Here is a 24201-nt window from a genome sequence, read left to right as displayed (position 1 = left end):
CCAGCGGCATCGTCACCGGGCAATGCGACCGGGCTGGCGGAATACGGTCGTTAGCTCACACCAACTCCACCTCCACCACGCCCGGCACCGCCCGCATGGCCGAGGCGATCTGTGGCGAGACGCGGTAACGGTTGGGCAGTTCGATCTCGACCTCGCCCTGCGCCTCGTCCTTGATGACGATAATGCTCACCTGGCTGTCGCCGCGCTGGGTAAGCTGCGATTGAATCGCCGACGCCGGCCGGTCATCCCTGACAAAGATGCGCAAGGCTTTTTGGATGCGGCTTGCCTCGTCCTCCAGCGACTGCACCGTCTGGATGCGCAGATTGACGCCTTCGGGCCTGTCCTCGGCCGAAACGGTGACCACCACCGAACGGCCGGGCTCGAGCAGGTCGCGATATTGCGCCAGACCTTCGGAAAACAGCACTGCTTCATACTGGCCCGACGTGTCGGAGAACTGCACGACGCCCATCTTGTTGCCGGTGCGCGTCTTGCGCTCCTGCTTGGTGGTGACGGTGCCGGCAAGCCGCCCGGCGGCAGCGCCGCGTTTGACGGCGGCCGAGAACTCGGCCCAGGTCTGCACCCGCATCTTCTGCAGCGCCGCCTTGTATTCGTCCAGCGGGTGCGCCGATAGATAGAAGCCGACCACCTGGAATTCACGGTGCAGGCGGTCGGCGGCAAGCCACGGGTCGGTCGCCGGCAGGTTGAGCGCCTGCGACTGTGCGCCGAGCGAGGCGCCGAAAATGTCGTGCTGGCCGGACATTGCATTCTGCTGCGCCAGAGACGCCAGCCCCATCATCCGCTCGACGCCGGCCAGCATCGCGGCGCGCTCGTGGCCAAAGCAGTCGAGCGCACCGGCCATGATCAGGCTTTCGAAGACGCGCTTGCCGACGATCTTCGGGTCGACCCTTTCGCAGAAATCGGCGAGGTTCTTGAACGGTTTTTCGCCGCGCATGGCGACGATATGCTCGACCGCCGCGTCGCCGACGCCCTTGAGCGCGGCCAGCGAATAGAAGATCCGGTTCTCGGCGACTTCGAAGGCGCGGAAGCTTGATATCACCGACGGCGCCACGACATCGATGCCGAGGCGCAGCGCATCCTGGCGGAAATCGGCGAGTTTATCGGTGTTGCCCATGTCGAGCGTCATCGACGCGGCCAGGAATTCGACCGGGTAGTGCGCCTTCAGATAGGCCGTCTGGTAGGAGACGACCGCATAGGCGGCGGCATGCGACTTATTGAAACCATAGTCGGCGAACTTTGCCAGCAGGTCGAAGATGAAGTCGGCTTGCGGCTTGCCGACGCCGCGCTCGATCGCGCCCGAGACGAAGCGCTCGCGCTGCTTGTCCATCTCGGCGCGGATCTTCTTGCCCATGGCGCGGCGCAGCAGGTCGGCTTCGCCCAGCGAATAGCCGGCTAGCTCCTGCGCGATCTGCATCACCTGTTCCTGGTAGACGATGACGCCTTGCGTCTCCTTCACCAGATGGTCGATCTTCGGGTGGATCGACGCCATCTCCTCCTCGCCATGCTTTCTGGCGTTGTAGGTCGGGATGTTCTCCATCGGGCCCGGCCGGTAAAGCGCGACCAGCGCAATGATGTCCTCGATGCAGTCGGGCCGCATGCCGATCAGAGCCTTGCGCATGCCGGCACTTTCCACCTGGAACACGCCGACCACTTCGCCGCGTGACAGCATGGCATAGGTGTCGGGGTCGTCGAGCGGAATGTGGGCAAGATCGATCTCGATGCCGCGGCGGCGGATCAGCTTGACCGCGGTCTCCAGCACCGTCAGCGTCTTCAGGCCGAGGAAGTCGAACTTCACCAGGCCGGCCTGCTCGACATACTTCATGTTGAACTGGGTGACCGGCATGTCGGAGCGCGGGTCGCGGTACATCGGCACCAGCTCCCAAAGCGGTCGGTCGCCGATGACGATGCCGGCGGCATGCGTCGAGGCGTGGCGGTAGAGCCCTTCCAGCTTCTGCGCCATGTCGAGCAGCGTCTGCACGATCGGCTCGCGCTCCGCCTCCTCGGCAAAGCGCGGCTCGTTGGCGATAGCGTCGGCGAGCTTGACCGGATTGGCCGGGTTCGACGGCACCATTTTGCTGAGCTTGTCGACCTGGCCATAGGGCATCTGCAGCACGCGGCCGACATCGCGCAGCACCGCGCGGGCCTGCAGCGTGCCGAAGGTGATGATCTGGCCGACCTGGTCGCGTCCGTATTTCTGCTGGACGTAGCGGATGACCTCCTCGCGCCGGTCCTGGCAGAAATCGATGTCGAAGTCGGGCATCGAGACGCGGTCGGGATTGAGGAAGCGCTCGAACAGCAGCGAGAAGCGCAGCGGATCGATGTCGGTGATGGTGGTCGAATAGGCGACCAGCGAGCCGGCGCCCGAACCGCGCCCCGGCCCGACCGGGATGCCTTGCGCCTTCGCCCATTTGATGAAATCGGCGACGATCAGGAAGTAGCCGGGGAATTTCATCTTCTCGATGATGCCGAGCTCGAATTCCAGCCTTTCGCGGTATTGCTCGACCGTATAGCCAGGGGCCAGGCCGTGCGCGGCGAGCCGCGCTTCCAACCCTTCATGCGCCTGTCTGGCAAGCTCCTGCGCCTCCGCCTTAACAGCCGCGTCGGCGTCGGCAACATCGCCGCCGGCAAAGCGCGGCAGGATCGGGTTGCGGGTCTTGGGATAGTAGGAGCAGCGCAGCGCTATTTCGACGGTGTTGTCGATCGCCTCCGGCAGATCGACGAACAACCTCGCCATGTCGGCCTGGCTTCTCAGAAAATTGTCGGGCGACAGCCGCCGGCGATTGTCGACGGCGACGACCGACCCTTCGGCGATGGCGATCAGCGCATCATGCGCCTCATAGTCGTCGCGCGAGGAGAAAAACGCCTCATTGGTGGCAACCAGCGGCAAGTCATTGACATAGGCGAGGTCGACTGACGATTTCTCGATGGCCCGGTCATAACCGGAAACCCGTTCGAGCTCGACATAGAGCCGGTCGCCGAACAGCGCCTTGAGCGCCAGAAGCCGCGTCTCGGCGAGGTCGCGGCGGTCCTCTTTCAGCGCGTTGCCGATCGGGCCGCGCGGCCCGCCGCTGAGACAGATCAGGCCCTCGCAATGGCCTTGCAGCATCTCGGTCGTCAGATGCACGGCCTCGCCGGGCGGCGTTTCCAGATAGACCCGGCTGACCAGCCTGACCAGATTGCTGTAGCCGGCCTCGGTCGCCGCGATCAAAACCACGGGCCGCATTTCTGGGCCTTGCCGCCTGCGGTCGCGCTGGCTGTCGCTGGCTTCACCGGAAAAAGCCAGAGCGGTCTGGCAGCCGATGATCGGCTGAATACCCTCCTTCACCGCCTTTTGCGCAAATTCGAGTGCGCCGAACAGATTGTTGGTGTCGGTGACGGCAATGGCCGGTGCGTCATCTTTGACCGCATGGGCGGCAACCGTGCCGAGCTGCAAAGCGCCTTCGAGCAGCGAATAGGCCGAATGAACGCGCAGATGAATGAACGGCCGCGCCGGCGCTTCCGGCCGCGACGCCTTCACAAAGGCCTCGCGCCGCAACGGATCGCGGGGAAGTGTCTCATTCGCCATTTTTTTATCGCCGTTTGAGAGGACTCAGTCGATGAGGATGTATTGTCCGGCACTGGACGATGCGAGTCCAGCGACAGGCCAATTGTCGATGCTGGCGCTGCCCCTCATCCGCCTGCCGGCACCTTCTCCCCGTATAGTGACGGGGCGAAGGGGCTGGCCGCAACCTCGGCTCGCTTTCTGCAACGCTGGAGATTGGCGAAATCCTGTGCGAAGGCCCCTTTCTCCCCGTCACTATACGGGGAGAAATGCCCGGCAGGGCAATGAGGAGCAGCGCCAACCAATGCAATTGCCTTATAACTGTCGGTGGTGCCAAGTGACGGCATCCTCACGCAAATTCCATGATCACCGCGTCGACGGCGAGACTGTCGCCCGGTTTTGCCTTGAGTTTCGATACGGTGAGATCGCGCTCGGCGCGCAGCACGTTTTCCATCTTCATCGCCTCGACGACCGCCAGCGTCTCGCCGGCCTTGACCTCCTGCCCTTCGGCAACGGCGATCGACACGACAAGGCCGGGCATCGGGCAGAGCAGCATCTTCGAGGTGTCGGGCGCCACTTTTTCCGGCATCAGCCTTTCGAGTTCGGCGGTGCGCGGCAGCATGGCGCGTACGCTCACCGACATGCCTTTCCAGGCGACGCGAAGCCCGTTCAGCACCGGCCTGACCTGCGCGGCGATTCTTCGCTCGCCGACGGTGCCGCGCCAGATCAGGTCGCCCGGACGCCAGTCGGACGTGACCGTCAGCGCCGTGCAGCCGTCAATCGACAGACCAATCGCCATCGGAATTGAGATCATGCCTTCGAGAACCGAGGCCGAAAGGTAATCCTTGCCGATCTTGACCACCCAATCGCGTTTCAGCACACCCGAGTGCGGCGCCAGCCGCCCGCCGAGCCGGTCGAGCCGGTCGCGGCGCAGCAGTTCGACCGCGGTGGCGATGGCTGCGAGGACGGCCTTTTCCTCGCTATCAGGCACGATCGGCGCGAAGCCGTCGGGGTATTCCTCTGATATGAAGGCGGTCGAGATCCGCCCTTCCCGCCAGCGCGGATGCTGCATAAGTGCTGCCAGGAACGGCATGTTGTGCTCGATGCCGTCGACGACAAAACTGTCGAGCGCCTCCGACATGGCGTCTATTGCCGCGAGCCGCGTCGGCGCCCATGTGCACAGCTTGGCGACCATCGGGTCATAGAACATCGAGATTTCCGAACCCTCGGTAACCCCGGTATCGTTGCGGATGACGATGTCGCCGGACTGTCCCTCTTGCGGCGGCCGGTATCGCGTCAGCCGCCCGATCGACGGCAGGAAATTGCGATACGGGTCCTCGGCGTAGAGCCGGCTTTCCACTGCCCAGCCGTTCAGCCTGACGTCGCTTTGCTTGATGGCGAGCTTTTCGCCGGCCGCTATGCGGATCATCTGCTCGACCAGATCGATGCCGGTGACGAGCTCGGTCACCGGGTGCTCGACCTGCAATCGCGTATTCATTTCAAGGAAATAGAAGTTCTTTTCACTATCGACGATGAACTCGACCGTGCCGGCGCTCTGGTAGTCGACCGCGCTGGCCAGCGCTACCGCCTGCTCGCCCATGGCTTTCCGGGTCTTGGCATCGAGGAAAGGGGAAGGCGCCTCTTCGACGACCTTCTGGTTGCGGCGCTGGATCGAGCATTCGCGCTCGCCGAGATAAAGCGCATTGCCATGCGCGTCGGCCAGCACCTGGATTTCGATATGGCGCGGATCGACCACGAACTTTTCGATGAAGACGCGGTCGTCACCGAACGAGCTTTTGGCCTCCGACCGCGCCCGGTCGAACCCGTCGCGCACCTCGGCCTTGCTCCAGGCGATGCGCATGCCCTTGCCGCCGCCGCCGGCCGAGGCCTTGATCATCACGGGATAGCCGATCTCGCCGGCTATTTTCTCGGCATGACCGGCATTCTCGATGACGCCGAGCCAGCCGGGCACCGTGCTGACCCTGGCTGCATTGGCGAATTTCTTCGATTCGATCTTGTCGCCCATCGCCCTGATCGCTCCGGGTTTCGGGCCGATGAAGACGATGCCTTCCTGCTCCAGCGCTTCACAGAAGGAGGCGCGTTCGGACAAAAACCCGTAGCCGGGATGCAAGGCTTCAGCACCGGTCGCCTTGCAGGCGGCAATGATCTTCTCCGGCACCAGATAGCTCTCAGACGCCGGCGAAGGCCCGATATGGACAGCCTCGTCGGCCATCTCGACATGCACGGCGTCACGATCGGCGTCCGAATAGACCGCGACGGTGGCGATGCCCATCTTGCGCGCCGTCTTGATGACGCGGCAGGCGATCTCGCCACGATTGGCGATCAGGATTTTTGTGAACATACGGGTTTTGTTCCCTCGGCTGCCTTTCTTTTATGGGCTTGGCCCGGCCGGTCAAGGCACGCAGGCGCATATCCGGGCGTAAGTCGGCTGGTGCCGACCAAAACCCGGCACCGAACTGTCAATTCGTCCCATAGTCCAGAACCTGCAGATACGCTAAAGCTCGCCTCGATTGCCGATTTGGCTTGAGAGGAGAGCCCCGATGAAAACCCGTGCCGCTGTCGCTGTCGCCGCCGGAAAGCCGCTGGAAATCCTGGAGGTCGACCTCGACGGCCCGCGAGCCGGCGAGGTGCTGGTCGAGATCAAGGCGACCGGCATCTGCCACACCGACGAGTTCACGCTGTCGGGCGCCGATCCCGAAGGCATTTTTCCGGCGATCCTCGGCCATGAGGGCGCCGGCATCGTCGTCGATGTCGGCAAGGGCGTCACCTCGGTCAAGAAGGGTGACCACGTCATCCCGCTCTACACGCCGGAATGCCGGCAATGCCCGTCCTGCCTGTCCAGAAAGACCAATCTGTGCACCGCGATCCGCGCCACGCAGGGGCAAGGGCTGATGCCGGACGGCTCGTCGCGCTTCTCGATCGGCAAGGACAAGATCTTCCACTATATGGGTTGCTCGACCTTCTCCAACTTCACCGTGCTGCCCGAGATCGCGCTGGCCAAGGTCAATCCCGACGCGCCCTTCGACAAGATCTGCTACATCGGCTGCGGCGTCACCACCGGCATCGGCGCGGTGATCAACACCGCAAAAGTCGAGATCGGCGCCACGGCCGCCGTCTTTGGCCTCGGCGGCATCGGCCTCAACGTCATCCAGGGACTGCGCCTGGCCGGCGCCGACATGATCATCGGCGTCGACCTGAACAACGACAAGAAGGAATGGGGCGAGAAATTCGGCATGACGCATTTCGTCAATCCGAAGGAGATCGACGGCGATATTGTGCCCTATCTCGTCAACATGACAAAACGCGGCGCCGACCAGATCGGCGGCGCCGACTATACGTTCGACTGCACCGGCAGCACCAAGGTGATGCGCCAAGCGCTTGAGGCATCGCACCGCGGCTGGGGCAAGTCGGTGGTCATCGGCGTTGCCGGCGCCGGTCAGGAGATCTCGACGCGGCCGTTCCAGTTGGTCACCGGACGCACCTGGATGGGCACCGCGTTCGGCGGCGCGCGCGGCCGCACCGACGTGCCGAAGATCGTCGACTGGTACATGGACGGCAAGATCGAGATCGACCCGATGATCACCCACACGCTGAAGCTGGAGGACATCAACAAGGGTTTTGATCTGATGCATGAGGGCAAGAGCATCAGGAGCGTGGTGGTCTATTGAGAATTTGCGACGTGGCCGGGAGGAAGCAAAGTAATCGCTTCAGGTTTGCGCTGCCCCTCATCTGCCTGCCGGCATCTTCTCCCCGTATAGTGACGGGGAGAAGGGGCTGATCGCAACGTCGGCACGCTTTCTGCCACGCTGAAGATTGGCGAAATCCTTGCGAAGGCGTCTTTCTCCCCGTCACTATACGGGGAGAAATGCCCGGCAGGGCAATGAGGGGCGGCGCCGACCTTTGAAGCGATGCGCTGCACCAACAGGTCCGTAGCGTTGCTGGGATGGCGCCCGCTCGAACATCATCGACCGAGCCAGGCACAATCGCCCGGCTTCATACGCTTGGAACGAACCATGCCCGCACCCGCCATTTACGTCGATGCCGATGCCTGTCCGGTGAAAGCCGAGGTCGAGAAGGTCGCCGAGCGCCATGGCGTCGTCGTCACCTTTGTCTCCAATGGCGGGCTGCGCCCGTCGCGCGATCCGATGATTCGCAACGTCGTCGTGTCCAAGGGCGCCGACGCGGCGGACGACTGGATCGTCGACAATGCCAAGCCCAACGACATCGTCGTGACATCAGACATCCCGCTTGCCGCCCGCACGGTGGCGCTCGGCGCCCATGTGCTGGGGCCGACCGGTCGCCCGTTCACGCCGGAAACGATCGGCATGGCGGTGGCGATGCGCGACCTCAAGCAGCATCTGCGCGAGACCGGCGAAAGCAAGGGCTACAACGCCAGTTTCGCGCCGCAGGACCGCTCGCGGTTTCTCGGCGAGCTCGACCGCATTCTGCGGCGTGCGCTGAAATCCACGGCACCGGGCTAGCGCCTGATCCCGAACCGGAGCACAGCGCAGCAATAGGAATCGATCTTCGAAACCAAACGCACAATCAAAAGTGTTATAATGTTCGAGCCCTAAAAGACGAGCGGCGGTAAGACGGACCGCCATCAGAGGCCGGGCCATGACGACCGAGACGCCCCTGAAGACACCACTGCACCGCCACATGCAGTTCGCGGTGTCGGCCTGCATCGGTGTAGTGGCACTGGCGATCGCGCTGGTCTTGCGCACTTCGCTCGCCTTTTCGATCGGCGCCAATGCGTTTTTCGCCGACCTACACCGTCATCGTCGTCGCCCAGATGCCGCTGCTCACCGGCCGCTTTTTGAGCAAGAACGCGCGGGCCACCGACCAGCCGGTGCTAGTCATCTTTGCGGTGACGCTGATTGTCGTCACCGTTGCCATCATCTCGCTGTTCCAATTGATCAATCGCGAGGGCAGCGCGCATCCTGTCGGACTCACCTTCGCGCTGCTGTCGATCCCCCTCGGCTGGTTCACCATCCACGCCATGACGGCGCTGCACTACGCCCATGTTTACTGGGTCAACGTTGAAGAGACCGATCCCGGCAGCAAAGCGAAACAGAAAAAGCCGGTCGGCGGCCTCGTATTTGCCGGTAAGGAACGGCCGGACGGCTGGGATTTTCTCTATTTCTCGACCACCGTCGGCATGACCTCACAGACCTCCGATACCGCGGTCTCGACCACGCAAATGCGTCACATCGTGCTTTTGCATTCGATCCTGTCGTTCTTTTTTAATACGGTGATTGTCGCCGCCGCGGTCAACCTCGCCGTCAGTCTCGAGAGCCGGTAGCACCGGGCAGTCTGTAATAATTCCGTGATCAGATGAAACATCGCTTTGGCTGGCAACGTATTGGGAGGAGAACGATCGGAAAGGCCGACTGAGCGGCCGGAAGGACGCGAAAAAATGCAATCGGTTGCCAGGAGCCAATCCACTGTCGGGCCAGATACTGCCGCGCCGAAAGATGCAACGCTGATCTACCGGCAGTCGCGCTGGACGCGGCTGACGCACTGGCTTTGGGCCATTTCGCTGTTCTTCATGCTGCTTTCCGGCCTGCAGATCTTCAACGCCCGCCCCCAGCTCTATATCGGCAAGGAATCGGGATTCGCATATAACAACACCATCTTCGCCATCGGCGCCGAGAACACCGCAAACGGCCCGCGCGGCTACACCGAAATCTTCGGCAAGCGCTTCGACACAACCGGTGTGCTCGGCTGGTCGGGGCCGGCGGGTCGCGAGACGTCCCGCGCCTTCCCGTCCTGGGCGACAATTCCCTCCTATTACGACCTCGGCACCGCCCGCGTCGTCCATTTCTTCTTCGCCTGGATACTGACCACGACCTTGGTCATCTGGCTGGTCGCCAGCCTGGTCAACGGTCATCTGCGCCGCGATCTTGTCCCGCGCATCGACGATCTCAGACGCTTGCCGCGAGACATCGTCGATCATGCCAAATTCAAGTTTCATCACACGCGCGAATACAACACGCTGCAGAAGATGGCCTATGGCGGCGTGATGTTCGTGCTGCTGCCGCTGATGATCATCACCGGCCTTGCCATGTCGCCGAGCATGAATGCGGCGCTGCCGTTCCTCAACGAACTGCTTGGTGGCCGGCAGACGGCGCGGACAATCCATTTCATCGTGATGCTGCTGCTCGTCGCCTTCTTCCTCATCCATATGCTGATGATCTTCGCCGCCGGGCCGATCAACGAGCTGCGTTCCATCATCACCGGCTGGTACCGAACCGATCCGCCAGCGCATGGCAGCAAGACGCCGCAGAGGGATGCTTGAGATGGCGAAGTTTGTGATCAGCCGCAGAAAATTCCTGACCTCGGCCAGCCTCGGCATCTCCGGCATCATGCTGTCGGGTTGCGATGCCTTCGACAGCCAGCTTCGCGTCGGCGACGGCCTGCGCAGCTTCCTTGAAGGCGCCAACGGCCTGACCTGGCGCGCGCAACGCCTGCTTGCCGGCGATTCGCTGGCGCCGGAATTCACCGAAGCCGACATTCGCCAGCCGCAGCGGCCGAACGGCGTCACCGCGCCGGACGACGATGTCTACAAGGGCCTGCTCGCCAACAATTTCGCCGACTGGCGCCTCGAGGTTTCCGGCCTCGTCGAAAAGCCGCTGTCGCTGACCCGCGAGCAATTGATGAACATGCCAAGCCGCACCCAGATCACTCGCCACGACTGCGTCGAAGGCTGGAGTTGCATCGCCAAATGGACCGGCACGCCGCTGTCGCTGGTGCTTGATCAGGCGGTGGTCAAGCCGCAGGCGCGCTACGTCGTGTTCCATTGCCTCGACACGATCGACCGCAGCCTGTCCGGCGACATCAAATACTACGGCTCGATCGACCTGATCGATGCCCGTCACCCCCAGACGATCCTTGCCTATGGCCTGAACGGCAAGCCGCTGCCGGTCGAGAACGGCGCGCCGCTGCGTGTCCGCGTCGAGCGCCAGATCGGCTACAAGATGCCAAAGTATCTCCGCCGGATCGAACTGGTCGACAGTTTCGCCGCTATCGGCGGCGGCAGGGGCGGCTACTGGGAGGACAATGGCTACGATTGGTACGGCGGCATTTGACGCCATAGCTCCGCCATTTCCGATCAGTGTTTGGTGCTTTGCTCAGGCGACCTTGTCGATCAGCGGCATGAGCACCGGATGGATTTCCGGCGAGGCGTGCTTGATCAGTGTCAGCAGCGCGCGCTCGTTCTCATGCAGCTGCCGGTCGCTGCCGATGCGCTCGGCCAGCCATTTCGCCTCGCACGCGTCGATCGTTTCGGCGCGGCGTGCCAGTGCTTCGGCTGCCTTGTTCTTCGATTCCCATTCGGATTCGATATCGCCCGGCGCGCAGTAGGCTTTCATGATGCCGGCGAGGCCACCCGAAACCATGCGGCCGAAGAAACCGCCGATCTCTGGATCGGCCTGCTCCAGGAAAGCATCTTGCCGCAGCGCCACGTCGCGCACCGGAGCTTCGTAGCCGGCCGAGCACATGACGTAATTGGCGAGCGCCTTGACGAACAGATCATTCCACGATGGATCGTTGTTGGCTGCCGCGGTCCGCTCGTTGATCTTGAACAGCACCTCTGCCTCGGCGCGGGTGATGGCAATGTTGCCGTCGCCGCCATAGGCATAGAGGATGCGGCGCAGAAGCTCGACTTCAGCCTTGGCGATCAGCCCGGGAACCAGCTTACCGCCGTGCATCAGTGGCCCTTTGCCGTCGATGATGGCATGGGCGACCTGCTCCAGCCCATAGGCGCAAAGCCCGTTCGGCGAGGATTTCGCCTTTTCCAGCACATGCACGAGCAGTTCGAGTTCGGTCAGGCTGTCGACCATGCCGTCACGCGAAATCGCTTGGACCAGCCAGTCGGCATTCTCCTGCGAGATATAGCCCGCCGGCTTTTCCTGATGAACGATGAGGTCGGTGATGGCTTCGATGAAAAAATCCGGCCATTCCGCGCATTTGTCCCCTTCTATCGCGTCGAGCGCAAACAGCGCCTCGGCCTCGCTCCGCGTCACCACCCCGTCGCCGAACACCTCGCGGCGCAGCATGACCACGTCTTCCGCTGTGACCCGATTTTTCGAGGCCAGCTCGGCCACCGGAACGCTCTTCAATTCGCCCATTTCGTTTCCCATCCATACGTCACTTGGACCCAACATATCGGCAGTTCCTTGAGAAACCGGCAAACCGCGTGGTTAGCGAAGACTTGTCGGTAAGCTGTCGCTAGCAGGTGACAAGGTGTCGCCGACAGGCTATGGATGACGAGTCGAGGGCTCAAATTGAGTCCTACCTGTTTGCGGGAGAGAGCAGCGAGAGCTGCCGCCGAAGGGGAAATCGCCCGAAATCTCTCAGGCAAAAAGAACCGTAGACGGGAAAGACACTCTGGAAAGTCGGGGCTTTTTTCGCCCCGCGCCGAAGGTGTAAGCGCTGCCGACAGAGTTACGGGGCGCGAGTCTCTCAGGCTTCAGACAGAGGGGCACGGACTGGTCGCCATTCGCGGCCGATTGCGTGCGACTCTGGAGACGACATGACGGGCGACGACACCAAACACCTTCCCCTCGAAGACCTGCACGTGGCCGCGAGTGCGCGCTTTGGCGCGTTCGCCGGCTGGTCGATGCCGCTCACCTATCCGGCCGGCGTGATGAAGGAGCACCTTCATACCCGCGAACATGCCGGCCTGTTCGACATCTCACACATGAAGCTGTTCGAGATCAGTGGCTTGGGCGCTGAAGCACTGCTCAATCGGGCCTGCCCGTTCGACGCCGGCGCGCTTGAGATTTCCCAGTCCAAATACACGTTCTTTCTCAATGAAGCGGCCGGCATCATCGACGATCTGATCGTCACCAGGCTCGGCCGGCAACGCTTCATGGTCGTCGCCAATGCCGGCAATGCCGAAGCCGACGAAAAACACTTGCGCGCCCTTGCCATGGATTTTGACACAAAGGTGGACGCACTCGGCCGCGTCTTCCTGGCGATCCAGGGTCCCGAAGCCTGGGCCGCCCTGTCGCGCGCCGGCATCGAAACCGGATCGCTGCTGTTCATGCACGGCTTCGAGCCGCTCGAAAACTGGTTCATGAGCCGCTCGGGCTATACCGGCGAGGACGGCTTCGAGGTCGGCCTGCCGGAAGCGGATGCGCGAAATCTCGTCGCCAAACTGCTCGAGGACGAGCGAGTGATGTGGGTTGGGCTGGCCGCCCGCGACAGCCTGCGGCTCGAAGCAGGGCTGTGCCTGCACGGACTGGACATCACGCCTGAGATGGACCCGGCCAGCGCCGGGCTGATGTGGGCGATCCCGAAGGAGGTTCGCGCCTCTGGCGCTTTCATCGGCGCCGACGCATTGCGTTCAATCCTGGAGCGCGGCCCGACGCAGAAACGCGTCGGCCTGAAGCCGGAAGGCCGCCAGCCGGTGCGTCCCGGTGCTGCCCTTTTCGATGCCGACGGCAATCCCGCCGGGCACGTCACCTCCGGCGGCTTCGGCCCCTCGGCCGCCCATCCGGTCGCCATGGGCTACGTCCATGCGTCGCTGGCCAAACCTGGCGCAAAACTCGTCGCCGACGTTCGCGGGACCAAAATCCCGGTCGACATCAATCCCCTGCCCTTCACGCCGCATCGCTACCGCAAAGGATGAACTTCATGGCAAAGACCTATTTCACTGAAGATCACGAATGGCTCCGCGTCGAAGGCGGTATCGCCACCATCGGCATCACCGACTACGCGCAGGAACAGCTCGGCGATCTCGTCTTCGTCGAATTGCCGGAGCCTGGGAAAAAGCTGGCCAAGGGCGATACCGCCGTCGTGGTCGAATCGGTCAAGGCGGCATCGGACGTCTATGCGCCGGTCGACGGCGAGATCACCGAGGCCAACACCGCGCTTTCGTCTGATCCGTCCCTGGTCAATTCGGCGGCGGCCAGCGACGGCTGGCTGTGGAAGATGAAGCTGGCCGATGAAAGCCAACTCGAAGGTCTCCTGGATGAGGCCGCCTACAAAGCCCATATTGGTTGAGAGAGCAGGACCAGGAAAGATGACCGCAGCACCCTACTCCTTCTCGGCCCGCCATATCGGCCCCGGCCTCAATGATGTCAGAGCCATGCTGGCGACGATCGGCGTTCCGTCGGTCGAGACGCTGATCAGCCAGGCTGTGCCGAAATCGATCCGGCTCGACCGGCCGCTGGCCTTGCCGGCCCCGGCGAGCGAAGCCGAGGCGCTGGCCGAGCTGTCAGCGACAATGGCGAAAAATACAGTTTTGAAGAGCTTCATCGGCGCCGGCTATCACGGCGTCCACGTGCCGCCGGTCATCCAGCGCAACCTGTTCGAGAACCCGGCCTGGTATACGGCTTACACGCCCTACCAGGCCGAGATCAGCCAGGGCCGGCTCGAAATGCTGTTCAATTTCCAGACCTTGGTCACCGAACTGACCGGGCTGCCGGTCGCGTCGGCCTCGTTGCTCGACGAGGCGACGGCGGTGGCCGAAGCAGTCGGCATCGCGTTACGCCACCACCGCGACAAGCGGACCAAGGTGGCGCTGGCCGGCACGCCGCATCCGCAGACGCTTGACGTCGTGCGCACCCGCGCCGAACCGCTCGGCATCGAGGTCGACGGTGACACGATCGACGACAACACAGCCGCTCTGCTGGTCTCCTGGCCCGATACGTTTGGCATCTATGGCGACCACAGGGCGGCAATCGAGAAGGCCCGCGCCACCGGCGCGCTGGTCGTCTTCATTGCCGATCCGCTCGCCCTGACGCTGACCGACGCGCCGGCTGCGCTTGGCGCCGACATCGCCGTCGGCCCGATGCAGCGTTTCGGCGTGCCGATGGGCTTTGGCGGGCCGCATGCCGCTTATTGCGCCGTTTCCGACAGGCTGACGCGGCTGATGCCCGGCCGCCTGGTCGGCCAGTCCACCGACAGCAGGGGCCGGCCCGGCTATCGCCTCGCCTTGCAGACGCGCGAACAGCATATCCGCCGCGACAAGGCGACCTCCAACATCTGCACCGCGCAGGCGCTGCTCGCCAATATGGCGACGGCCTATGCGATCTGGCACGGCCCTGCCGGGCTGCAGGCGATTGCCGGCCGAATCCATGCATTGGCCAACCGGCTGGCTGACGGTCTCAAGGCAGCAGGAATCTCGGTGCTTGGCGCAAGCCGCTTCGACACGGTGACGGTGGAAGTGAAAGGCAGAGCCGGCGCGATTGCCGCCTCTGCCGAAAAGACCGGCCGATTGCTGCGCGTCATCGACGCCGACCACATCGGCATCAGCTTCGACGAGACCTCGACCGATGCCGATCTGGAGGCGATCGCGGCGCTGTTCGGCGCCAAGCCGGGCGCAGCCGTCGGCAGCACCATGCGCGGAAAACCGCGCGGCAAGGCGTTTCTCACGCAGCCTGTCTTCCGCGAAAACCACTCGGAAACCGACATGATGCGCTTCCTGCGCCGGCTGGCCGACAAGGACCTGGCGCTCGACCGCGCCATGATCCCGCTCGGCTCCTGCACGATGAAGCTCAACGCCGCCGCCGAGATGATGCCGGTAAGCTGGCCTGATATCGCCAATTTGCATCCCTTCGCCCCGGCAAGCCATTCGGCCGGTTACCGCGCCATGATCGACGAGCTGGAAGCCTGGCTGGCGGAGATCACCGGCTTCGACGCGGTGACCCTGCAGCCCAACGCCGGCAGCCAGGGCGAGTATGCCGGGCTGCTCGCCATTCGCGGCTATCACCGCTCACGCGGCGAAGCTCACCGCACGGTCTGCCTGATCCCGTCATCGGCGCATGGCACCAATCCAGCGAGTGCGGCGATGGCCGGTATGAACGTCGTCGTCGTGCGCTGCACCGAGGATGGCAACATCGACATGGACGATTTGAAGGCCAAGGCGGCCGCGCATGCGCAAGACCTGGCGGCGCTGATGTTTACCTATCCCTCGACGCACGGCGTCTTCGAGGAAGGCGCGCGCGACCTCTGCGCCCTTATCCATGAGCATGGCGGCCAGGTCTACTTCGACGGCGCCAACCTCAACGCGCTGGTCGGCCTCGCCCGCCCCGGCGACATCGGCGCCGACGTCTGCCACATGAACCTGCACAAGACGTTCTGCATCCCGCATGGCGGCGGCGGTCCCGGCGTCGGCCCGATCGGCGTCAAGGCGCATCTAAAACCGTATCTGCCCGGCCACGTCGCCGAAGGCTCGGGCCATGCCGTGTCGGCTGCACCGTTCGGCAGCGCTTCGATCCTGCCGATCACCTGGATGTATATCCGGATGATGGGCGCTTCGGGCCTGAAGCAGGCGACCGAGACGGCGATCATTTCCGCCAATTATGTGGCGACGCGGCTCGGAGCGCATTTCCCGGTGCTCTACAAGGGCAGGCACGAGCGCGTCGCGCATGAATGCATCCTCGATACCCGCGTGCTCAAGGACAGTGCCGGCATCAGCGTCGACGACGTCGCCAAGCGGCTGATCGACTATGGTTTCCATGCGCCGACCATGTCGTTTCCGGTCGCCGGCACGCTGATGGTCGAGCCGACCGAGTCCGAGCCCAAGCGCGAGCTCGATCGCTTCTGCGAGGCGATGATCGCGATATCAGGCGAGGCAGCCAAGGTGGCGAAAGGCGAATGGCCCCTAGCCGACAATCCGCTGGTCAATGCGCCGCATACCGCCGCCGAGGCGCTGGCCGGCCAGTGGACCCATCCCTATTCGCGCCTGGAGGCGGCCTACCCCGCCGGCGATGCCGACACGTCAGCCAAATACTGGCCGCCGGTGTCGCGCATCGACAATGTCGCCGGCGACCGCAACCTCGTCTGCTCCTGCCCGCCGCTGTCGGAATATCTGGGGGCGGCGGAGTAGACCATGATCCCGAAAAGTGGAATCCGGTTTTCGGACAAGATCATGGTCTAACAAGAAGATAGAAGCCTCAATCAGGCAGAACGCAAGGCCGGCGCGTCGGCCTTGCTCGCCTTGTTCTGGGCGACGACGCGATTTCGCCCGGCGCGCTTTGCCGCATAGAGTGCGGCGTCGGCTTCGGCCAGCACATTGTCGAGACTGGTGCCATCCGTCCCGCCAAAGCCGATGCCGCCACTGACTGTGCTGCGCAACGGACCAAGCTGGGTGGCGACGACTTCCGTGCCGAAGGCGACGCTGATCTTGCTCGCAATGTCGTAAGCCTTCTCTTCAGTCATCCGCGACATGACGAGGACGAATTCCTCGCCGCCCAGCCGAAAGGCGTCGACGCCGGTCCTGGAGTATTTTCTGACGACAGCGGCGAAGCGGCGCAGAACCTGATCGCCGACCGGATGACCGAATACATCGTTCGTCTTCTTGAAATGGTCGAGGTCGAACATGGCGACGGACATGAAGGGGCCGAAAATCCGCTCGCCGTAGAATGCCGTCAACGCCCGCCGGTTCATCAGCCCGGTCAATGGGTCGGTCATGGTTTCGGCCTTCAGTTCGATCTGCGCCTGCAAATGGTGCAGGGAGAGCGTCAATGCGCCGAGCCCCGTCATGCAGGCGACCGCCACGGCGGAATTCAACCGTTCGGCCCAGTTGTCGGGCGCAACGCCGAGCACCCATTGGCCCTTGACCAGCAGGACCGCGCCGCAAAGTCCGAAGGACAGCGCACAGACGCCGCTCAGGAACGAAACGACCAGCAATATCCGGCGATCATGACCACCTTTGATCCAGAACATCACCCCGATAAGCGAGAGCAGCGCCGTTACCGTCGCGTAGGTGACGATGAAGCCGACGCCGTCAAAGCCCAGCGACGTCGCGCCTGCGCAAACCGCCATCGCAGCCAGGGTCGGCAAGATGGCGCGCCTGTAGTCGTGGACGCCGAGATACTGCATGGCCGACAGGCAGAGGGTCAGAAGGCCCAGGCTGAGAAGCGCAAGTACAATCTGGCAAAGCCAGGGGCTGGGATGCTTGGCATAGTGCCAGAACAAGACCACATGTGCGACGAGCACGAGAATGCCGCACGCCACCGTCAGCACAAAGCGTGCCTGTGGCGCAGTGCACCAGATCGCAAACAGGGTGATGCTGAGGCACGTGCCCGACAGCGCTGCCGCAAGCAGGAGCGAACTGTAATCCAACATGCGTAAGCGACAGCCTCTTCTCGGGTTCTGCCGCATTCTAGGTCAGCAGCAATCCGCGAATACCCTTTTTCGGCCAACCTTCCGGCGTAACCTCCGGACAAGGTTTACAAAGCGTCGATGCCCTCGGCCCATTTCCGCCGCTTGGTTGTCGAATGGTTTTGCAGTAAGAGGCTCTATCCTCGAACGTAACGGGAACCTCCGTCGCCTGCCCGCAAAAAGCGTGGCAGTATCGGGTGGTGATTCGCAGCATCGCAATCCAGGACCAGCATGAACGACAGCAACGATCTTTTCGGCAATTTGGACAAGCAGCCGCAACCGGTTCGCGCCACCGCGCGCCCGGCCGACCCGCTGGTGCAGGCCGCGAAGCGCCCGGCATCCCGCGACGGCAGCGAGAGCTACAGTGCCGCCGACATCGAGGTTCTGGAAGGGCTGGAGCCGGTGCGGCGGCGGCCCGGCATGTATATCGGCGGCACCGACGACAAGGCGATGCACCATTTGTTCGCCGAGGTCATCGACAATTCGATGGACGAGGCGGTCGCCGGCCACGCGACTTTCATCGATGTCGAGCTTTCGGCCGACGGATATCTGGCGGTGACCGACAATGGCCGCGGCATTCCGGTCGATCCGCATCCGAAATTCAAGAAGCCTGCGCTCGAAGTCATCATGACGACGCTGCATTCCGGCGGCAAGTTCGACAGCAAGGTCTACGAGACCTCGGGCGGCCTGCACGGCGTCGGCGTCTCCGTCGTCAACGCGCTGTCGGACCATCTCGAGGTCGAGGTCGCGCGCGGCCGCCAGCTCTATCGCCAGCGCTTTTCGCGCGGCGTTCCGGTGACCGGCCTGGAACAGCTCGGCGAGGTGCATAACCGCCGCGGCACCAGAATACGCTTCCATCCCGACGAGCAGATCTTCGGCAAGGGTGCTGCTTTCGAGCCGGCGCGGCTCTATCGGATGACGCGCTCGAAGGCCTATCTGTTCGGCGGCGTCGAGATCCGCTGGACCTGCGACCCGTCGCTGATCAAGGAGAAGGACACGACGCCGGCCAAGGCCGAGTTCCATTTTCCCGGTGGCCTCAAGGACTATCTGAAAGCCTCGCTCGGCGACGAATTCCAGGTCACCCGCGAAATCTTTGCCGGCAAAAGCGACAGGCAAGGCGGCCACGGCTCGCTCGAATGGGCGGTGACCTGGTTCGGCGGCGACGGGTTCCTCAATTCCTACTGCAACACCATTCCGACCGGCGAAGGCGGCACCCACGAGGCCGGCTTCCGCAACGTCTTGACCCGCGGCCTGCGCGCCTATGCCGAGCTGGTCGGCAACAAGCGTGCTTCGATCGTCACCTCGGAAGACGTCATGATCTCGGCGGCGGGCATGCTGTCGGTGTTCATCCGCGAGCCGGAATTCGTCGGCCAGACCAAGGACAGGCTGGCGACGATCGAAGCGATCAGGATCGTCGAGGCCGCGATCCGCGACCCGTTCGATCACTGGCTGGCCGACAACCCGCAGGAAGCTTCGAAGCTGCTCGAATGGGTGATCGCGCGTGCGGACGAGCGGGTGCGCCGCCGCCAGGAAAAGGAAGTCTCGCGCAAGAGCGCGGTGCGCAAGCTGCGCCTGCCCGGCAAGCTCGCCGACTGCACGCAGAATGCCGCGGCCGGCGCCGAGCTCTTCATCGTCGAGGGCGATTCGGCCGGCGGCTCGGCGAAACAGGCGCGCGACCGCGCCAGCCAGGCAGTGCTGCCGCTGCGCGGCAAGATCCTCAACGTCGCCAGCGCCGGCAACGACAAGCTGGCCGGCAACCAGCAGATTTCCGACCTGATCCAGGCGCTTGGCTGTGGCACGCGGTCAAAATACCGCGATCAGGACCTGCGCTACGACCGGGTGATCATCATGACCGACGCCGACGTCGACGGCGCCCATATCGCTTCGCTGCTGATCACCTTCTTCTATCAGGAGATGCCGAGCCTGGTCCGCGACGGCCATCTCTACCTGGCGGTGCCGCCGCTCTACTCGATCCGCCAGGGCGGCAAGGTCGCCTATGCCCGCGACGATGCGCATAAGGACGAACTGCTGCGCACCGAGTTCACCGGGCGCGGCAAGGTCGAAATCGGCCGCTTCAAGGGGTTGGGCGAAATGATGGCCGCCCAGCTCAAGGAAACCACCATGGACCCGAGAAAGCGCACGCTGCTCAGGGTCGATGTGATCGACGCCGAGGCGGCGACCAAGGATGCGGTCGACGCGCTGATGGGCACCAAGCCGGAAGCCCGCTTCCGCTTCATCCAGGAACGCGCGGAATTCGCCGAGACGGAAGTGCTGGATATCTGAATTTCTTCGGCTCGGCGAACCACAACGGCAGGTAGTGTCTCAGTTTGAAATTTCAAAGGCGATAGTCGAACTCCCAGCGCCCTAGTCTGGTGAGTTGCGCGCCGATGGCCTGCCAAGTTTCCCCCTCGGTCGCAGCACAACGATCCCTGAGAAAACTTTTCGAGCTCGACGTAGTCGAAACGCGGCATGAAAATCACACTTTCCGCCGCAAATACCTTACCGCCCTGAGATCGAAGGAACCAATTGGGAGAGCAGACAGTCGCTGTAAATGCGTCGGCGCTGTTATCTCCTTCTGGACCGGCATAGAAATCAATAGTGACGGAGAAGTCAGTGGGATCGCGCCGGTTCCACGCATCAAGGGCAAAAGCCCCGGCATCGGTGTCTAGAATTCGGTGACCCTTGTACTGTGCTCTCATGAAGGCGTGCATCTGTGATGCACCCATTCGCCAACCGAAGGGCACTGGCCATGGTCCGGTGGGTCAGACATCCAGTTGGCGCCCGTCCCGCGCAACGTCGTACGCGATCGTATTCCGCGAACCCCAGCTTGCCGCCAATTCACTCGACGTGGTTGAGAGGATTGTGGCAGGAATTCCGACTTCATGCTGAATCGTCCAACCGACGAGCGGATCGAGCAGTTCCGGCGTGGCGTCGTCGGGCAAAGCAACGAGAATATCCCAGTCGCTGTCAGGTCGATTGTCGCCCCGCGCTCGGCTGCCGAACAGCCATATAGAATCGGGGCTCAACCGAAGCCTGATCTCATCGATCAACGGCTTGATCTCTGCCGGAACCTTAAGGCGTTTCGAAGCAAAATCGTGCATAGCCCTAAAATAGTAGCAGTTTTTTGCGCCTACAACGCAACGCAATCGCGGCTACCAAACCCAAGCTAGTGGTGAAGACCTGACGCTTGTACCCATGTAGAAGGACGCGAGACGACCTTGCCGGTCAGCGCATAAGCTCGGTCGATAAGAAGTCTGAGGGACTGGAGCCGAGATGCGCGCCCGCTGGATCGAGACCTTTGGCCTACCAGCCTTCCTTCGAAAGGCAGCCAGACTACTCTTGTGCGGTATCATTGGTTGTCTTGGAGTTTTTCATTCGCATGCCGATCAGTTGGTGAAGTTCAAAAGCGCCACATCCCAGCCGACACCCTTTCAGACGCGCATGGCGCGGCAGCGAGGCGAAGAACCAAAGGTTTTTCCCGGCGTGCCGATACAAGGATTCCTGGGACGCCCAGCGGGGGATGGACCGTTCCCGGCTGTCGTCCTGCTTCACGGCTGTGCCGGCCTTGGCCTCCGAGAAAGAGAGGCCTGGTCAAGGAGATTGTCGTCCTGGGGGTATGTCGTATTGGCCGTCGACAGTTTCACGACGCGCGGCATCCGGCATACCTGCGACCGGCTGTTGTACGATCGGGTCAACGACGCCTACGGCGCCTTGGAATTCCTCACGACGCTCGGCTTCGTCGACTCTCGACGCGTCGCGCTGATGGGGTTCTCCGCTGGCGGGATCGCTGTGCTGCAGGCCGTCCAGCTCGGCGCCGCGGAAGCGCTTATGAAGCAGAAATTCCAAGCTGCGATTGCCTACTACCCCTCATGTTCGGCGATGAGTGGTGAGATGGCCGTTCCGACCTTGATCCTAGTCGGCGAATGCGACGATTGGACCCCGGCGTCGGCCTGCCGGAAAATGATGGAGCGACGCAGCGGCAAAGGGAGCCCCCTCAAACTCATCGTCTACCCGGACGCCCCGCACGCATTCGACGCCGAGAACCTGAAAACGGGCATCTCGTCCTTCGGCCACTTCCTGCAATACAATGAACTTGCCGCCAAGCGCTCGTTTCAGGATTCACACGTTTTCCTGAGTGAAACGCTTGGACACTGATCCAGACAGACACTTGTGCCGCAAGGCCGCTTTCCATCATCCCGTTGCGGACCTTAGACGTTGTCGCGATGGGCCACTTCTGCGACGGTGCAAAATCGAAACCGTCGATTTTAATCTGGATGTTGCTAAGGGAAGAACGTTGGTGCCTGCTATTAGAATCGCTGTCGCTGGCGCGCAGGGCCACATGGGCAGAGCATTACTCGCTGCTGTGGCCGCAGCACCTGCCTTTTCGCTCGTAGGAGGCTTCGGACGCCCCGAAAAAGTCGTCGACGGATTGATTGATGTTGACGCAGCGCTCCGCGCTGCGGATGTCGTCGTGGATTTCACGACCGGCCAAGCATCGGCGGCGCTTGCAGAAAAGTGCGCCGCGATGGGTCGACCAGCAATGGTGATCGGCGCAACAGGGTTTGAGGACACTCACCTCGCTCGGATCGCCGAGGCGGCACGTAAAATAGCGATCGTGCGTTCAGGCAACTTCTCCCTTGGCGTGAACATGCTGGTGGGCCTAGTTGAGCGCGCCGCGCGCTCTTTCCCAGCTGAAGTTTGGGATATCGAGGTCCATGAAGCTCACCATCGCCGGAAGATCGATGCACCATCTGGAACGGCGCTGATGCTAGGCGAAGCAGCGGCCAGTGGTCGAGGCGTTCCGCTTGCTCCCGTCGAACGGCGCGGGCGCGATGGTATTATTGGCGAGCGAGCGCTTGGTGAAATCGGGTTTTCCGTATTGCGAGGCGGCGGCATCATTGGAGAGCACAGTGTGGTATTTGCCGCCGACGAAGAGATTCTGACACTGTCGCATTCCGCTTTGGATCGCGGCATGTTCGCGCGCGGTGCGTTGACTGCCGCACGCTGGGTTTCAGACCATGAACCCGGCGAATACGACATGCAGGACGTTCTCGGGTTGTCGCCAATCTCCCGCTGAGTTTGCAACTGCCTCAAGGACTGCTCTTCACCCATTGCTGCAATTCGATTTGGGTATCTCAACCGTCAGATTTTCACCACTAAGCAGCAGCGATCGCCAGCGCGTGACCGCGCGCGTTTTCGCGCAGCGCATCGAGGTGGATCGATTTGACCAATCCGGCGAGATCGCCTTCGGCGGACTGCCCGCCCAATTCCTTCAGCATCAGCCAGCTGACTTCCTGGACGCCGGCGAGGCGCTTGCCATTGGCGACCTCGCGCCAGATCTTCAGCGCGCGCAGGATGATGGCGTGCGTGGCCGCGGCCAGGCCGGCGCTGCGGAGCAGCGCCTGCAGCGCCACGTCGTGCCCGCCGGCCAGCAGCGCCCTCACCCGTTGTTCAGATTGCTGGCTGAGCGCGACCAGCGCCGAGCCGAAGAAATCGACCTTGCCGTGCGCAATGGTGCGAATGATGAAGCTTGCGGTCAGGTCGCCGCGCAGGCGCAGATGCTCGATGAGCGCCGCATGTTCTTCCTGGCGCGTGCCTTCGATCAGCGTCATCGACGCCTTGACGCAGGCGTCGCGCATGACGCGCTCAGTTCTGGCACGGCCCATCAGCGCCAGCACCAGCGGCGAACCTTTTAGCGTTTCACCAAGTTTTATCAGCAGCATATGCCGGCAGTCGGCGGGCAGGCGCGCATCTGATATCAGCGATTCGCGCACAGAAGGCAGATGGCCATGGCGTTCGGCGATACGGCGGAAGCTGAGCGAAGCGATGTCTGCGCCGCTGTTGGCGAGAAGCGTGGCGCAGGCTTCCGGCTCGCCGATTTCGGCGATCGCCGCGGCGACCGCCATGGAGACGCGCGGACGATCGGCGACCAGTTTCTGAATCGCCTTCTGACCGCCGGCAACCCGGTCGATCAGATCGGCATCGGTAAGCAGCGGCGAACGTGCCAGCACCAGGCTGGCGACTTCCGGCTGATCGGACGCCAGCGCGCTGATGATCTGCAGCGGCGCGTGATGGCTCATCGACAGCGCCTCTGCCATAGCCAGCCGCACTTTCGACGAGGCATCGTCGAGCAGCAGCGTCAGCGCCGCCTCCGCCGCGCAGCGATCCTCGAAAGACAGCTCGGCATTGATGTAGGCGCGCGCCAATGCGCTTGCTGCCGCGGCGCGCTCAGAGACCCTTGCCGCATGAATCCATTTCAGGAAGTGCGAAACAACCATGCCGTCCGCTATGCCCCTAGCCCGAGTCCGTTCCCGCCCCAGTGAAGACCGTAGGCAGAAATGGTTTACGAACGGTTCACCATCTTTGTTAACTGCCCCTCTTTGTTAACTGGCTTGCGAGCGCGGTAGGCAGCGCCTATCAACCCTTAGAGCGACTTGCGCGCTTTCGGACGCACAAAGCACGCTACACTTTGAAGCATCGTGCTTTCCAAAAATCGATTCCGATTT

General features: G+C 62.8%; 16 protein-coding genes, 1 pseudogene and 1 riboswitch. Of the genes and pseudogenes, 11 read left to right on the top strand and 6 right to left on the bottom strand.

The genetic code is table 11. The features are described 5' to 3' along the window. Window positions 1-55: 55 nt before the first annotated feature. Window positions 56-3583 carry a DNA polymerase III subunit alpha gene (gene dnaE, locus M727_RS0134370; protein ID WP_027156283.1) on the bottom strand — a complete coding sequence of 1176 codons (3528 nt, stop codon included), beginning with the start codon at window positions 3581-3583 and terminating at the stop codon, window positions 56-58. Between the two features lie 325 nt (window positions 3584-3908). Further along, complete coding sequence (locus M727_RS0134365; RefSeq protein ID WP_027156282.1) at window positions 3909-5921, bottom strand: acetyl/propionyl/methylcrotonyl-CoA carboxylase subunit alpha; 2013 nt, start codon at window positions 5919-5921, stop codon at window positions 3909-3911. A gap of 199 nt (window positions 5922-6120) precedes the next feature. Here M727_RS0134365 and M727_RS0134360 point away from each other — a divergent pair, with 199 nt between their 5' ends. From M727_RS0134360 to M727_RS0134340, 5 genes and pseudogenes are all read left to right on the top strand, one after another. Beyond that, window positions 6121-7248, top strand: a complete 1128-nt coding sequence (locus M727_RS0134360) for an S-(hydroxymethyl)glutathione dehydrogenase/class III alcohol dehydrogenase (protein WP_027156281.1) — start codon at window positions 6121-6123, stop codon at window positions 7246-7248. 345 nt (window positions 7249-7593) lie between these two features. Beyond that, window positions 7594-8061, top strand: a complete 468-nt coding sequence (locus M727_RS0134355; RefSeq protein ID WP_027156280.1) for a YaiI/YqxD family protein — start codon at window positions 7594-7596, stop codon at window positions 8059-8061. A 136-nt stretch (window positions 8062-8197) separates the two neighbouring features. Next, window positions 8198-8882, top strand: a pseudogene (locus tag M727_RS38910) (DUF1345 domain-containing protein). Between the two features lie 114 nt (window positions 8883-8996). After that, complete coding sequence (locus M727_RS38905) at window positions 8997-9878, top strand: cytochrome b/b6 domain-containing protein (RefSeq protein ID WP_036264512.1); 882 nt, start codon at window positions 8997-8999, stop codon at window positions 9876-9878. Between the two features lies 1 nt (window position 9879). Further along, entirely contained in the window at window positions 9880-10668 is a 789-nt protein-coding gene (locus M727_RS0134340) for a molybdopterin-binding protein (protein WP_027156279.1), read from the top strand. Window positions 10669-10710: 42 nt separating this feature from the next. Here the strand turns inward: M727_RS0134340 and M727_RS0134335 are convergent, their stop codons facing one another. Further along, entirely contained in the window at window positions 10711-11709 is a 999-nt protein-coding gene (locus M727_RS0134335) for a hypothetical protein (RefSeq protein WP_027156278.1), read from the bottom strand. Window positions 11710-11873: 164 nt separating this feature from the next. Next, a riboswitch (glycine riboswitch) is annotated at window positions 11874-11961 on the top strand. A 152-nt stretch (window positions 11962-12113) separates the two neighbouring features. Between M727_RS0134335 and gcvT the strand changes: the two genes are divergently transcribed. From gcvT to gcvP, 3 genes are read left to right on the top strand one after another with little or no spacing between them, the layout of a single operon-like run. Further along, entirely contained in the window at window positions 12114-13214 is a 1101-nt protein-coding gene (gene gcvT / locus M727_RS0134330; protein WP_027156277.1) for a glycine cleavage system aminomethyltransferase GcvT, read from the top strand. Between the two features lie 5 nt (window positions 13215-13219). After that, window positions 13220-13588, top strand: a complete 369-nt coding sequence (gene gcvH / locus M727_RS0134325; RefSeq protein WP_027156276.1) for a glycine cleavage system protein GcvH — start codon at window positions 13220-13222, stop codon at window positions 13586-13588. Window positions 13589-13607: 19 nt separating this feature from the next. After that, complete coding sequence (gene gcvP / locus M727_RS0134320; protein ID WP_027156275.1) at window positions 13608-16418, top strand: aminomethyl-transferring glycine dehydrogenase; 2811 nt, start codon at window positions 13608-13610, stop codon at window positions 16416-16418. Window positions 16419-16489: 71 nt separating this feature from the next. Here the strand turns inward: gcvP and M727_RS0134315 are convergent, their stop codons facing one another. After that, a complete protein-coding gene (locus M727_RS0134315) occupies window positions 16490-17659 on the bottom strand; it encodes a GGDEF domain-containing protein (protein WP_027156274.1) in 1170 nt (389 codons plus the stop codon). 267 nt (window positions 17660-17926) lie between these two features. On the opposite strand from M727_RS0134315, the gene parE reads away from it, so the two are divergent. Next, complete coding sequence (parE, locus tag M727_RS0134310; RefSeq protein WP_023801056.1) at window positions 17927-19978, top strand: DNA topoisomerase IV subunit B; 2052 nt, start codon at window positions 17927-17929, stop codon at window positions 19976-19978. Between the two features lie 479 nt (window positions 19979-20457). Here the strand turns inward: parE and M727_RS38900 are convergent, their stop codons facing one another. Next, window positions 20458-20745 carry a nucleotidyltransferase domain-containing protein gene (locus M727_RS38900; protein ID WP_236374413.1) on the bottom strand — a complete coding sequence of 96 codons (288 nt, stop codon included), beginning with the start codon at window positions 20743-20745 and terminating at the stop codon, window positions 20458-20460. A 223-nt stretch (window positions 20746-20968) separates the two neighbouring features. On the opposite strand from M727_RS38900, the gene M727_RS38895 reads away from it, so the two are divergent. Beyond that, window positions 20969-21850 carry a dienelactone hydrolase family protein gene (locus M727_RS38895; RefSeq protein WP_051505871.1) on the top strand — a complete coding sequence of 294 codons (882 nt, stop codon included), beginning with the start codon at window positions 20969-20971 and terminating at the stop codon, window positions 21848-21850. A 139-nt stretch (window positions 21851-21989) separates the two neighbouring features. Beyond that, on the top strand, window positions 21990-22772 hold the full coding sequence (dapB, locus tag M727_RS0134290; protein WP_027156273.1) for a 4-hydroxy-tetrahydrodipicolinate reductase: 783 nt from the start codon (window positions 21990-21992) through the stop codon (window positions 22770-22772). Window positions 22773-22851: 79 nt separating this feature from the next. Here the strand turns inward: dapB and M727_RS0134285 are convergent, their stop codons facing one another. Then, window positions 22852-23973, bottom strand: coding sequence for a DUF2336 domain-containing protein (locus M727_RS0134285; RefSeq protein ID WP_027156272.1), 1122 nt, complete (start codon window positions 23971-23973; stop codon window positions 22852-22854). Window positions 23974-24201 lie beyond the last annotated feature (228 nt).

Origin of the sequence: Mesorhizobium sp. WSM2561, assembly GCF_000513915.1 — a bacterium.
Taxonomy (GTDB): Bacteria; Pseudomonadota; Alphaproteobacteria; order Rhizobiales; family Rhizobiaceae; genus Mesorhizobium; species Mesorhizobium muleiense.
This window is presented reverse-complemented; position numbering and strand designations above follow the sequence as displayed.

What these genes read in the sequence shown, in the direction of transcription:
- dnaE (WP_027156283.1), bottom strand. Translation starts at nt 3,583, where the DNA reads ATGGCGAATGAGACACTTCCCCGCGATCCGTTGCGGCGCGAGGCCTTT.
- M727_RS0134365 (WP_027156282.1), bottom strand. Translation starts at nt 5,921, where the DNA reads ATGTTCACAAAAATCCTGATCGCCAATCGTGGCGAGATCGCCTGCCGC.
- M727_RS0134360 (WP_027156281.1), top strand. Translation starts at nt 6,121, where the DNA reads ATGAAAACCCGTGCCGCTGTCGCTGTCGCCGCCGGAAAGCCGCTGGAA.
- M727_RS0134355 (WP_027156280.1), top strand. Translation starts at nt 7,594, where the DNA reads ATGCCCGCACCCGCCATTTACGTCGATGCCGATGCCTGTCCGGTGAAA.
- M727_RS38905 (WP_036264512.1), top strand. Translation starts at nt 8,997, where the DNA reads ATGCAATCGGTTGCCAGGAGCCAATCCACTGTCGGGCCAGATACTGCC.
- M727_RS0134340 (WP_027156279.1), top strand. Translation starts at nt 9,880, where the DNA reads ATGGCGAAGTTTGTGATCAGCCGCAGAAAATTCCTGACCTCGGCCAGC.
- M727_RS0134335 (WP_027156278.1), bottom strand. Translation starts at nt 11,709, where the DNA reads ATGGGCGAATTGAAGAGCGTTCCGGTGGCCGAGCTGGCCTCGAAAAAT.
- gcvT (WP_027156277.1), top strand. Translation starts at nt 12,114, where the DNA reads ATGACGGGCGACGACACCAAACACCTTCCCCTCGAAGACCTGCACGTG.
- gcvH (WP_027156276.1), top strand. Translation starts at nt 13,220, where the DNA reads ATGGCAAAGACCTATTTCACTGAAGATCACGAATGGCTCCGCGTCGAA.
- gcvP (WP_027156275.1), top strand. Translation starts at nt 13,608, where the DNA reads ATGACCGCAGCACCCTACTCCTTCTCGGCCCGCCATATCGGCCCCGGC.
- M727_RS0134315 (WP_027156274.1), bottom strand. Translation starts at nt 17,659, where the DNA reads ATGTTGGATTACAGTTCGCTCCTGCTTGCGGCAGCGCTGTCGGGCACG.
- parE (WP_023801056.1), top strand. Translation starts at nt 17,927, where the DNA reads ATGAACGACAGCAACGATCTTTTCGGCAATTTGGACAAGCAGCCGCAA.
- M727_RS38895 (WP_051505871.1), top strand. Translation starts at nt 20,969, where the DNA reads ATGCGCGCCCGCTGGATCGAGACCTTTGGCCTACCAGCCTTCCTTCGA.
- M727_RS0134285 (WP_027156272.1), bottom strand. Translation starts at nt 23,973, where the DNA reads ATGGTTGTTTCGCACTTCCTGAAATGGATTCATGCGGCAAGGGTCTCT.